We start from the raw sequence: 11,331 nt of genomic DNA, 5'->3' as shown, positions 1-11,331 counted from the left end.
CTTTGGCAATCGCTTGCGCCACCCGCCCGCGTTGGCCCATGAATGGGCCACGCAACTTTCACCATTATTGGCTGGGCATTACATTTTTGTAATGTCGTGCGAGGTTTACCAAGGCCGACAGCGCAGCAAGGCTAAGAAACACCGTGACGATCAGGATGAAATGGTCACGCAACGCATCGCGGATGTCGTTGGTGGCGATGATCCGTATGGGGGAATTAGGCATCAAAGCCTCCGTTCGTCATGTCAATATTGGTCAGCGCGTGGCGGGCAAAGGCCATTGCTGCCACCGCGACGACACCCAGCCAAACCATGTAAGACACAGGCGCTTGGGCCATATCCAGCAAACGCGCCGAGCCGAATTTACAGCAATCTGCAACGGAAACCGGTGCCAAAGCCCAGCCAACCCACTGAAAATAGGCGGTGTGCGGCGCATCGGCCAAGGCCGCAACCGGGTTAATCGCTGCCGTATTGTTTAGGTTGGCGGTGATCTGCGGCAAGATAAACGTCACCGTCAGCCACTGGGTGACAGGGATCAGCAACCCCACGCTTTCCGATCGGGCGATGGCCGCGCAGCCCATAGCAAGCGCCCCGAACAAAATGAGTAAACCGATGACAGCCCGAAAAAGCCGCCAAACTGCAACCATTGCTGCGCGCTAACCTGCACGTTTGGCAACAGCAGGAATGTGACAAAGCCAACCACCCCGGCGATAGCCGCCAACACCCCAACAGACAGCCCAAGCGCCATCAACTTGCCTTTGGCAAAAGCGCTTCGTTCAATCGGACGCGCGCCGTATAGTGGCAAAATGCCCGCCTTGCGATCACTCGCAACCAAGCGGTTGCCAATAACAATCGCCGCCAAGACGCTGATCAGTGATAAATAAACTGTCATGTTCCGCATCAGGGAAAGGGGTGAAATATCCAGCACCGGGTTGGTCGGCACCGCTTGGCCTGCCGCCTTTAGAAACACCGCAGCATCAAGGTAGATCCGGTTCGTCGTATCGGTGGCCGACCAACCTAACTACGCCGAGATCATCACCAACACCACAAACATGGCACCAAGCACCGCCGCCGTGCGCTCGCGCAGAATGAACCGGCAGGATTGCAGCGCAATCAGCCGGTGAACGGGGGCTGTCTGGGTCATGCTGCGCTCCGCCCCGCGGTGGCGGGTTCCAGCGACAGGTAAAGCGCCTCTAACTTGGCATCATCACCGTATTTCTTGGTGATCACGTCCATGCGGTCATGAAACACCAGTTCGCCATGGCTCAGCCCGCCAATGCTGGTGCAGGTCTTGGCGATCTCGCTGATCAAATGCGTGTTCATGAAAATTGTCATCCCGAAACCACGGTTCAGCCGCAAAATCAGGTCGCGCGACAGTTTGATCCCCATCGGGTCCAGCCCCGAGGACGGCTCGTCCAGAAAAAGCAATTGCGGGCGGTGCAAAATCGCCTGTGCAAGGCCAATACGCTGACGCATCCCCTTGGAAAACCCGCCAACCCGTCCTTGGGCCAAATCAACGCTGTCCAGCACTTCCAACGTCTAAATCACCCACTTGGCAGGCGAGTCGATTCGCGAGAGCTGTGCAAAATACATCAGGGTTTCGTAGGCGCTAAGATTGTCATAGAGCCGCACGTTTTCAGGCACATATCCAATATTGCGGCGCACACTCATCGGGTCTTTGATCAGATCAAACCCGGCAACCTTGGCCGACGGAAGCTGGCAACAACTGGTTCGGGTTTGTCATCCACCACGCGCCGGGACCGATGCTGGCAGTATTGCCGACGGTCGAGATGGCCAAGCGCACCTCGCGCGGGCGGCTGGACCCTTTGATTTCCGAGTCCCCGGCCCTGCGCGAACGGGTCAATCCTGCGCGGTCGCGCGACGCGGGAAACTCGATGCTGTCGAAGGAGTTTCCCGGCGGCATCCTGGTGCTGACTGGCGCAAACTCGGCGACGGGTCTGCGGTCGATGCCTGCAAGGTACATCTTCCTCGACGAGGCTGATGCCTATCCAGCCTCGGCCGACGAGGAAGGCGATCCCGTTACCTTGAAGCTGAGGGTGGTTTTCACAGTCATCTGCGCCTCCAGGGTATGACTTAGTCATATACCGGCTGCAGGCGATGGTTTCAATGATGGCGGATGCGGTACAGCTGCGATCCAACCAAAACGCAAAAAGCCCCCACTTTTCGGAGGGACTTGCAAAACGTTGACTCAGCGTTGACTCGTTTTTGCGCGGGCCATACACAAGTGTTTTTGTCGGATTCCAACCATTTGGAAAGGTTGTATTTTTTGGTTTCTGGAGGGCGCAACCGCCGTTGCCTACCAATTCTTCGATGCTCCTACTAAATCGTGTTGAGCTACAAGTTTGATATGATTTTCAGCAATTTTAACCTTGTCCCAAGCCTCAAGCGGCGCCATTGTCGCATTTAATGCAACATAGGGCGTTGGAATTTGTGAGAGGACAACGACCTGACGTTCAGTTTCGTTGGTAATATATGCCGCGCGCCAGCCAGCACCCCAGTTCAATCCCGCTTACGCCACCCGTCTCATTCCGTTTGACGATCAAAGTCCAATCACCCGGTGCTGGCGCATCCATGGAGCGGCGGGTGGCAAGGGTCCACACATCTTTTCCTGCTGGAACCACCCGCTCCATCGGCCCTTCGCCCAACATGCCTTTGAAGCGCGCATAGACACCGCCTCCCCGTGCTTCGATCTGCAGGTCGGCATTTAATTCGGATGACTGATAATGGCCCGCAATCTCGGTGCCGTCAGCGATGTCCACAACCACCAGCGGCGTCAGAAGCGCAAAGCTGTTGTCACCGGCCCGCTTTAGCATCATCCCTTCGGCTGTGCGCGCCAGCTCCACTCCCGGCGCGGCAAGCGTATTGTTGGCAGTCAGGGTCAACGCCTCGGCCCCAGTAGCATAATGCAGCATGGCCGAACTGCGCCCGCTTTCGACCTTTGTCAAAAGGTTGTTAGGCCCAAGCCATTGACCATCCCAACCATCCGGGACCGGCACAGGGTCAGGGGCTTTCTGGTCCAGCGCCGCCAAAATCAGGCCTTCTGCCGCACCGTAAGCACTGGCCTCATGGTTGAACATGACCACAACCGATAACCGCGCCTCCGCTGCGTTGAACCGCTGCGCACGAAACCCCCGCAGCGCGCCGCCGTGGCCGGTTACGGCCAACCCAGCCATCGTCCGGTGCGCCACGCCATTGCCGTAACGCGCCGGTGTTCCATCGCCAAAAACGGGCCCGGCCGAGGCCCGGCGATAAAGGCTGTTTGCATCGTCGCGTGTGGCGTCTATCCACGCTTCATATGCCATCATATCATAAAGCGATGCGGAAATACCCGCATCACCGATCCAGTAAATGCCGTTTTGCGCCGGAAAATAACCGGTGGAATCACTGCCTTCATAGCCGACCACACCATCCTCGGGACGGCTCGTGTCGGAAGTCAGAACTGTCGTTTTCATCCCTGCCGGTGTCCAGATATGGCGATCATACAATGTTGCCAACGACTCTCCGGTTTCACTTTCGATGATCTCGGAAAGGATGCGGAAGTTGCAGTTACAATAGGAATATTGGGTGCCGGGTGCAAAATGCCCGGTCTTCATGCGCGCAAGCAAAGGCAACGCATCCTCTCGCCGGAAGGGTTGTTCGGCAAAAGCGCCCTGCAACACGGTCAGCGCCCAATAATCTCGCAATCCAGATTGATTGTCAGAAAGCTGACGCAGCGTCGGCAATTGTCCCGTGAAAGCTGGCAAAAACTCCGCCACGCGCGCGTCAAGCCGGGACGGGTAGGCGATTTCCGCCAGCAGAACCTGACAGGTGAATTGCTTGGTGATCGAACAAATCGGCAACCGTGTTCCGCCCGTCATAGGCTGGCTGGAAGCAAGGTTGGTATAGCCCCAGGCGCGGCTTGCAAGAACCTTGCCACCCTGCATTACCGCGGCCACGCCCCCCGGACCGGGATAATACTTAGGCAATGCATCCAGTGCCGTATTGAGTGTTTGCAGGTTTACTTTGGTCATCTTTGCCGCACTTCCTTACAAGGCTTCCGCCCGCTGCCAAATTAGCTTGCCCATCTCACGCAGGGTTTCGGGGCGGTCTTCGCAGATCTGTTTTCCTTGCGTCATGAGCGAGATGATAATCGGCGTCCCGTCTCGGCCAAGGGTACGCACGAGATCGTGCTTGTGCCAACAGATGCGCGGGTCGCCGGTCCAACCCAAACGGCCCGCTTTGCTCCAGACCGGCAAGTCCGCCGGCAAGCCTCCAGTCGCGTAATTGACCACCTGAAACAACGGATCAGCCCCAAGCGGGCCGCTACGGTCACGGAACAAGGTATCTTGCACACGCTTCAGGCCGACGTCCGAAACCGGCAGACTGCCGTTAAAAATCTCGGCCATCAAGCGCGCTGAAACCGCAGGGGTCAGGCAGTTGCGGTTCTCATTTTCGGGACCTGCAAAGATCGCCTCGCGGCCATAGCGCAAATCGTCCATCAGTTTTTGGTTGATATTCGCGCCGTCAAACTCTGCCCAGCCCAGTTTGCGGAAAAAATCGTTCAAACCTTCACGCTTTTGCCGCCACTCGGCCATCTCGGCCTCAGCCAGCAAGGTATCGCCGGTTGTTCCGGTCATAAGGTCAATCACATAGTTGGTCGCCATGTTGGAGGACCACATGATCATATCCCGCAACGCGCGGTCCAATTCTGCGTGCGGTGTCAGCAAGCCCGCCTCAAGCTGGGCCACAGCATGGACAAGATGAAACACCTTGACCACTGAACAGGGATAGCAGTGCCAATCACCGCGATAAAGGAAGGCTTCGGGGCGTTGACTGGTATCGCGCAGAACGACAAGGCCCAAGGTGTCGCGTTGCAGACCGTGTTGGCCAAATACATCCATCAGCTCCTCAATCAGCGCGTCGCCCATCGCCTCCATGCGCGGCGTTACTGTCCATATCGGGTTTGCACTATGGGACTGGGTCACGGGGCGATCCTTTCAACAGATGTTTTCCAACACCGAACAGCGGTTTGCGCGTCAAACTGGCGCAACTCTTGTGGTGCCTTGCAGGTGCTTTCCGCCAAAGGGCAACGCAGTCGGAAACGGCAGCCCGTTATGCGGGTGAATGCATCTGGCAACTCGCCGCTAACCGGCGGGCCCTTGGCGCTACGCCGGTTTTGAATGTCAGGAACCGCCGCAATCAAGGCGCGGGTATAGGGGTGCAGTGGGTTGGCAAACAGCGCCTCGACAGGCTGCATCTCAACAATCTCGCCCAGATACATCACCGCGACCCGATCGCACAGATGCCGGACCACCTGCATGTCATGCGAGATGAAGATGATGGCGATGCCGTCTTCAGCAACCAACCGCTGCAAAAGGTTGATGATCTGCGCCTGCACCGATGCGTCCAGCGCCGAAACCGGCTCATCCGCCACCAGCAAACGCGGGCGCGGTGACAAGGCGCGCGCAATTGAAACCCGTTGGCGCTGCCCCCCCGAAAGGTGGTGCGGATAGCGCGCCGCAATTTCTGGCGGCAGGCCGACACGGCCCAGAACGCCAATCACTTCGTCTTTGCGCTGCTGAGGGTTCAGGTCTGGGCGATAGCGTTGCAGCGTTTCGGACAGCAAAGCCCCGATGCTCATCCGTGGATTAAGCGATGCATAGGGGTCTTGAAACACCATCTGAATGCGACCGGCGGGGTCTGGGCCATGCATCTCTTCGCCCAACAGCCGGACAGAGCCGCCATCAGGCGGGTGCAACCCCACTGCCAACCGTGCAAGCGTGCTTTTGCCGCAACCGGATTCGCCTACAATCCCCAAAACCTCGCCGGGTTGGACCTGCAATGACACACCCGCAACCGCGACCAACTCTGATACTGGCTTTCGACGCAACACATCAATGGGGGTCCGGCGACCCGGAAAGCGGCGTTGAATATCTTGGATCGACAGAAGTTCGCTCATCGCCCCTCCCCCAGAATACAGGCGTCAAGATGACCCGTTGCTTGCCCACCGCGCGCTGCAAGTTCAGGCGGCAGGCCTTGGCGGCACATATCTGTGGCAAATGCACAGCGCGGCGCAAACCGACAGCCCGGCGGGGGGGCGACCAAGGACGGCGGCGCCCCTTCGATCGGAATAAGCGGCTGGCCACGCATGGCAGCCGAAGGGAGTGCCGCCAAAAGCGCACGCGTGTAGGGGTGGGTCGGATTGTCCAACACCTCGTCCACTGAACCCGTCTCAACAATCCGGCCCGCATACATCACGGCCACGCGGTCACAGATTTCCGACACGACGCCAAGGTCATGGGTCACCAGAATAATCGCGGTTTGATGCTTTTGCCGCCGCTCCGCCAGAAGTCGCAGGATTTGGTTTTGCACGGTCACATCTAGCGCGGTCGTGGGTTCATCCGCGATGATCAATCGAGGCTGCATGGCCAGCGCCATTGCAATCACCACCCGCTGCCGCAACCCGCCGGAAAACTCATGCGGCCAGGCATCAACCCGCCGTTCGGGGCTTGGCACATGCACCTCTCGCAACAGATCAACCGCAAGCTGGTGTGCCGCGTGCCGCCCCAAACCTAAATGCCGTTCCGCGCCTTCGGAAATCTGACGCCCTACTCGCATCGTCGGGTTAAGCGCGGTCAGCGGGTCCTGAAAGATAAAGGATGCCTCTTTGCCCCGCACCATTTGCATCTGGCGTTCAGTCATTTTTGCCAGATCGCCAATGCCGTTAAGCAAAACCTGACCGCTGACAATTCTGCCCTGACTACCGCCGAAAAGTTGTAAGATAGAGCGGCAGGTTGCCGATTTCCCGCAACCGGATTCGCCGACCAAGCCTAGAATCTCACCCGGTTCCACCGTCAGGGAAACCCCATCGACGGCACGCACGGTGCCGCCGCTGGAGCGGAACTCTGTCACCAGATCACGAACTTCCAACAACGGCATCAACGACCCTCCGGACGCAGGGTTTGCGCCAAACCTTCGCCAACCAAGGCAAAGGCAACACCGGAAAAGGCCAGCGCCAACCCCGGAAACAACGTCATCCAAGGTGCTTGCCGCATGTAATCAATGCTATCGACGATCAGAAGTCCCCATTCCGGCGCGGGCGGCTGCACGCCAAGCCCAAAGAACGACAAGGCGGCGACGGCCTGCACCGTTAGCACGGCGTCCGACATTGCATAAACCAATGCCGGCGAGACCGCATTGGGCAGGATATGGCGGGCCATAATCCACGGCCCACCAAAGCGCAGCAACCGTGCCGCCTCGATATATTCAAGCCGAGAAATCAGCAGCACCTCGCCCCGCACAATGCGTGCATAACCAACCCAGTTCACCAGAAAGAATGCGATATAAAGGTTGCCTTCGGACGGACCAAGGACGCCAACGATGGCTAGCACCAAGACATAGAACGGAAAGGCCCAGACAACATCGGTAATCCGCATCAGCAAAGTATCCACCCAGCCGCCATAAAAACCCGCGACCAGCCCTACAGCGATGCCCATGGTCATCGGCACAAAGACGCAAACAAGCGCCAGTCGTAGGTCAATAACCGCACCTGCCGCAACGCGACTAAAGATATCACGGCCAAAGTTGTCGGTGCCGAACCAGTGCAGGCGTGAGGGCGGCAGCGTCGTTGCGCCAAAATCAATCGCGAACGGGTCCCAAGGCGATAGAAGGGGCGTCAAAACCACCACAGCCGCGACGACCAAAAGCATGAAAAGACCTGCAACGCCCGCATAGCTGCGCATATAACGTGATGTGAACGATTTCATTCCTAGCGCAGCCTCACCCTTGGATCCGCCATCGCATAGGCAATGTCAGTGACCAGATTGACCATCACGACAAGCAGCGCAAAGAAAACCGTCAGCCCCCGGATTACCGGGAAATCCCGCGTCAGGATTGCGTCAATCAACAGACTGCCAAGGCCAGGAACCGAAAAAATCTTTTCGACCACCACTGTGCCACCGATAACCCAGCTTATCCGAACCCCGATCACCGAGATGGTGGAGATCAGACTGTTGCGTAGAATATGCCGCCGGAACACTTGCGTCGCAGTCAAACCCTTGGCGCGGGCGGTGTCAATGAAATCGGCGCCCATGGTTTCGATCAGCGTCCCGCGCAAGCTTTGCTGTATCAGTGCGGCCGTTGAAAGCCCGACAACCAAGGCAGGCAAAAACAGTCGGTGAATGTTTTCCAGAAATCCATTCCCGACCCCACCCGTTGGGAACAGCCCAAGGTTAAGCGCAAAGAAGATAATGAACACAAAGCTTAGCCAGAACGGCGGCAATGCCAGCATCAGAACAAACACTTGCCGGATGGCAACATCTATGGCCCGCCCACGCGACAAAGCGGCGACAATGGCAAAGGGTAAAGCGATGATCAACGCGATCACGGTCGAATAAAGCGTGAGGCCAAGAGTATAGGGCAGACGTTCCAGAATAAGCTGTGAAACTGGTAATTTATGGAACAACGAAGTGCCGAAACTACCCGTCAGGCAATCGCGGACAAACAGCGCGTATTGCTGCCACAACGGCTGATCAAGTCCCCATTGAACGCGAATAACTTCGATTTCCTCGGGTGAGGCGCGGGTGCCCATCGCCATCTCTGCCGGATCGCCCGGCATCACCTGAAGCAGCAAAAAGCTTAGGATCGTCACCCCGAAAATTACGGGTATCACCATCAGAATCCGGTTAACAATTCCTTGGAACATTCTTGCGCCCTTAGGGGGTCCGCCCCGGTGTGGGACGGACGGTTTAAGTTGCTCGCGTTATTCAGAGATAGTCACATCTTCCAAGCGAAAGTTCGACGTTGGTAATATCTCGAACCCTTTGACTTTGTTCAGGTTTGCCCAATTCGACGCCGGATGGTAAAGAAACACCATCGGCGCGCCTTCTTTGAAAACCTCAACCATTTCCTTGAACATCGCGCCACGCTCCGGCCCGTTTACGGTTGCACGCTCTTTTGCATACAGATCATTGAGGTGTGTATTCTGCCACTGGGTATGATAGGCATTCGCGCGTTCCGGGTTGACGGCAAGAAACCCGATAAGTTGATCTGGGTCCACGGTGTCCGATGTCGCAAAGCTGAGCGCCATGTCATATTCGCCAGCCTTGGTCGTGGTCCACATCGTGCCACCTTCGATCATCTGGATCTCGGCTTTCACACCGACTTGCCCTAACATTGCTTGCAGTGCGACAGCCACATTGCGATGCGCGGCATTACCAGAATCGACCAAAAGCTTGGTGCTAAACCCGTCGGCAAGGCCCGCTTTTGCCAACAATTCCTTCGCTTTGGCAGGGTCATAGGGATAGGGTTTCAGGCTTTCGTCAGCATAGGCCATCACCGGCATCGCGGTCGCGGCAACCTTGCCCTTGTCAAACAACACGCCTTTTACCAGTTGGTCCTTGTCGACGGCATAGTTCAGCGCTTGGCGCACATCCACGTTGTCGAACGGCGGGCGGGTGTTGTTGAGCAGCACAAAATCGCTGCGATAGGGAATAGCCGACCCTACCGTAATTCCGTCCTTGCTGCTCAGATCAGCGATCTGGTTCAGCGGAGGGTCAAGGATCACATCCGCCTCACCTGCCTCCAGCCGCAACACGCGCGCGGTCGGTTCTGCGACGATATCAAGTTCGACCGTTTCAACCGCAGGTTTGCCTTCTTGCCAGTAGTGCGGGTTCTTTGTCAGCTCTACCTTGGAGCCGCGTGTCCACCCCGACAGCATGAACGGCCCCGAACCGACAGGGTGTTCGAAGAACGCATCGCCTTGTTCCGTCACCAGTTTTTCGGGCAGGATTGCGGCGGCGAACAGTGCAAGGTTGTTGAACGCTGGCGTAAACGGCTGCTCAAGAGTCAGGATAACCTTGTTGCCTTCACTTTTGAACGCGGTAATCGGATTGAAAAACCGCTTCCACTGCGATTTCTCATCCACTCCCGCACGCTTGAGCGAAAAGACGACATCTTCGGGCGTTACCGCTGTGCCATCCGAAAACTTGGCATCTCGCAAGGTGAAGGTCAAGGTAAGGCCGTCGGGCGACACTTCCCAACTGGCGGCAAGCCCCGGTTCAAGCCCGGTTCCGGCCTTATCTGGGCGGATCAATGTATCAAAGATCAACAATTGCGTCCAGATAGAGCCGTTGTCGCTGGTTGCAATCGGGTCAAATGAAAGCGGCTCATCCCCCAAGGCGACTTTTAGGGTCTGGGCAAAGACGGCAGATGTTGGCTGGGCAATTCCCAGCGCGATGACACTTGCCGCAAGAAGTAGTTTTAATCTGATGGTCATGCATGTCTCCTGTTGGTGGGACCCAGGCCGGCGGACACCCTTTTTAATGGGCGATCCTTGAGTCGACGAATTCAATCTAGTGCGGAAGATGAATCCGCGATAACGATAAATATGCATTGAAGTATCAGGATAGTGATAGTGAATCTTCGTGAGATAGAGCTTTTCGGGACGCTGATGCGGGTCGGCACCACCATCGAAACGGCCCGCGTTTTGGGCATTTCACAGGCCGGTGTATCAGCCCAGCTTAAACGAATGGAATCGCATATCGGATTCCGGTTATTCCACCGGAATGGCAACCGCTTACAGCCCACAGCCGAAGCGCATCGCTTGTTTCAAGAAACAACACCGATCTTTACGGCCTATGCGCAGGTAGTGGGCCTTCTGGATGATTTGGCCATCAAAGCCGAGGCACCGGTTTCAGTATCCGCAACGCCCGCAGTCGTCGAAGGGTTTCTTGCCCCGCACCTTGGTGCCGCAGGGTTTACTGACTGGCGTAAACGCCTGCGGTTGCTGGTGACTGACCCCGAATCTGATGTCCGCAATGGATTTGCTGATCTGGGCATCCAGATGGCAGTGCCACCAAAGATAGAATTTCACTCCTATCGCCTGACGCCGGTCCCAATGTATGCTGTTTGCGGAAAAAATTCTCCGCTGGCTTCATGCTCTTCCCTTAAGATAGCCGATATTCACAACCGCCATTTGGTCGCATATAATCCAGTGATATCCCCAATGGGGCAGGCGATCTGCGATGCGTTCCAAAGTCAGGGAAAACCCTATGATCCAGCGTGCATAGTGCCATTTACGTCAACAGTGTGCCAGATGGTCGAGGCCTGCGGCGGTGTCGGTATCATTGACGAACTTACAGTCAAACATCTTCGACAGTCCTCGTTGGTCACGATCCCTGTCTCTGACATACCACCAATTCGGATTGTGGTTTTCCATCGCCGCGAGCCCTTAAGCGCAGCAGTGCAAGACCTTCTCCATTGTCTTATTGATACTTAGCCGTTCGGCCCTATCCCCTTGTAAATCAGATTAATGATAGACGTTTCAACCCATTG

The 11,331-nt window shown here is 56.7% G+C and carries 13 protein-coding genes and 1 pseudogene; 2 read left to right on the top strand and 12 right to left on the bottom strand.

Annotation, left to right across the window (positions count from 1 at the left end; all coding sequences use genetic code 11):
- Positions 1 to 64: 64 nt before the first annotated feature.
- The 5 genes from L0H65_RS07165 to L0H65_RS07145 all read right to left on the bottom strand — a co-directional run bounded on the left by L0H65_RS07165 (position 65) and on the right by L0H65_RS07145 (position 1,527).
- Positions 65 to 223 (bottom strand): hypothetical protein, encoded by a 159-nt coding sequence (locus L0H65_RS07165; RefSeq protein WP_301458151.1) that lies wholly within the window; start codon positions 221 to 223, stop codon positions 65 to 67.
- Positions 216 to 539, bottom strand: coding sequence for a hypothetical protein (locus L0H65_RS07160; RefSeq protein WP_301458150.1), 324 nt, complete (start codon positions 537 to 539; stop codon positions 216 to 218). Before L0H65_RS07160 ends, L0H65_RS07165 begins: the two co-directional genes overlap by 8 nt.
- On the bottom strand, positions 533 to 889 hold the full coding sequence (locus tag L0H65_RS07155; RefSeq protein WP_301458149.1) for a hypothetical protein: 357 nt from the start codon (positions 887 to 889) through the stop codon (positions 533 to 535). Before L0H65_RS07155 ends, L0H65_RS07160 begins: the two co-directional genes overlap by 7 nt.
- 129 nt (positions 890 to 1,018) lie before the next feature.
- On the bottom strand, positions 1,019 to 1,141 hold the full coding sequence (locus tag L0H65_RS07150) for a hypothetical protein (protein ID WP_301458148.1): 123 nt from the start codon (positions 1,139 to 1,141) through the stop codon (positions 1,019 to 1,021).
- A complete protein-coding gene (locus tag L0H65_RS07145) occupies positions 1,138 to 1,527 on the bottom strand; it encodes an ATP-binding cassette domain-containing protein (RefSeq protein WP_301458152.1) in 390 nt (129 codons plus the stop codon). The genes L0H65_RS07150 and L0H65_RS07145 overlap by 4 nt, the downstream gene beginning before the upstream one ends.
- A 179-nt stretch (positions 1,528 to 1,706) precedes the next feature.
- Here L0H65_RS07145 and L0H65_RS07140 point away from each other — a divergent pair.
- A pseudogene (locus L0H65_RS07140) lies at positions 1,707 to 2,045 on the top strand (phage terminase large subunit family protein); the annotation flags it as partial.
- 426 nt (positions 2,046 to 2,471) lie between these two features.
- Here the strand turns inward: L0H65_RS07140 and L0H65_RS07135 are convergent.
- The 7 genes from L0H65_RS07135 to L0H65_RS07105 are packed head-to-tail and all read right to left on the bottom strand — an operon-like array spanning position 2,472 to position 10,273.
- Complete coding sequence (locus L0H65_RS07135; RefSeq protein ID WP_301458147.1) at positions 2,472 to 4,028, bottom strand: D-aminopeptidase; 1,557 nt, start codon at positions 4,026 to 4,028, stop codon at positions 2,472 to 2,474.
- Positions 4,029 to 4,043: 15 nt separating this feature from the next.
- A complete protein-coding gene (locus tag L0H65_RS07130) occupies positions 4,044 to 4,982 on the bottom strand; it encodes a serine hydrolase (protein WP_301458146.1) in 939 nt (312 codons plus the stop codon).
- Positions 4,979 to 5,956, bottom strand: a complete 978-nt coding sequence (locus tag L0H65_RS07125; protein ID WP_301458145.1) for an ABC transporter ATP-binding protein — start codon at positions 5,954 to 5,956, stop codon at positions 4,979 to 4,981. The genes L0H65_RS07130 and L0H65_RS07125 overlap by 4 nt, the downstream gene beginning before the upstream one ends.
- The gene (locus L0H65_RS07120) at positions 5,953 to 6,936 is read right to left on the bottom strand and encodes an ABC transporter ATP-binding protein (RefSeq protein WP_301458144.1); all 984 of its coding nucleotides are present in this window, start codon (positions 6,934 to 6,936) and stop codon (positions 5,953 to 5,955) included. Before L0H65_RS07120 ends, L0H65_RS07125 begins: the two co-directional genes overlap by 4 nt.
- Positions 6,936 to 7,763: an ABC transporter permease gene (locus L0H65_RS07115; protein WP_301458143.1), complete on the bottom strand. Its 828-nt coding sequence runs from the start codon at positions 7,761 to 7,763 to the stop codon at positions 6,936 to 6,938. The genes L0H65_RS07120 and L0H65_RS07115 overlap by 1 nt, the downstream gene beginning before the upstream one ends.
- Positions 7,764 to 7,765: 2 nt before the next feature.
- On the bottom strand, positions 7,766 to 8,701 hold the full coding sequence (locus L0H65_RS07110) for an ABC transporter permease (RefSeq protein ID WP_301458142.1): 936 nt from the start codon (positions 8,699 to 8,701) through the stop codon (positions 7,766 to 7,768).
- A 57-nt stretch (positions 8,702 to 8,758) separates the two neighbouring features.
- Positions 8,759 to 10,273: an ABC transporter substrate-binding protein gene (locus L0H65_RS07105; protein ID WP_301458141.1), complete on the bottom strand. Its 1,515-nt coding sequence runs from the start codon at positions 10,271 to 10,273 to the stop codon at positions 8,759 to 8,761.
- 138 nt (positions 10,274 to 10,411) lie between these two features.
- Here L0H65_RS07105 and L0H65_RS07100 point away from each other — a divergent pair, with 138 nt between their 5' ends.
- Positions 10,412 to 11,275: a LysR family transcriptional regulator gene (locus L0H65_RS07100; RefSeq protein ID WP_301458140.1), complete on the top strand. Its 864-nt coding sequence runs from the start codon at positions 10,412 to 10,414 to the stop codon at positions 11,273 to 11,275.
- The last annotated feature ends 56 nt before the right edge of the window (positions 11,276 to 11,331 follow it).

The organism is Pseudorhodobacter sp. (genome assembly GCF_030452865.1).
Classification (GTDB): Bacteria; Pseudomonadota; Alphaproteobacteria; order Rhodobacterales; family Rhodobacteraceae; genus Pseudorhodobacter.
The sequence above is the reverse complement of the archived record's forward strand: the minus strand, read 5'-3'. Positions and strand labels throughout refer to the sequence as shown.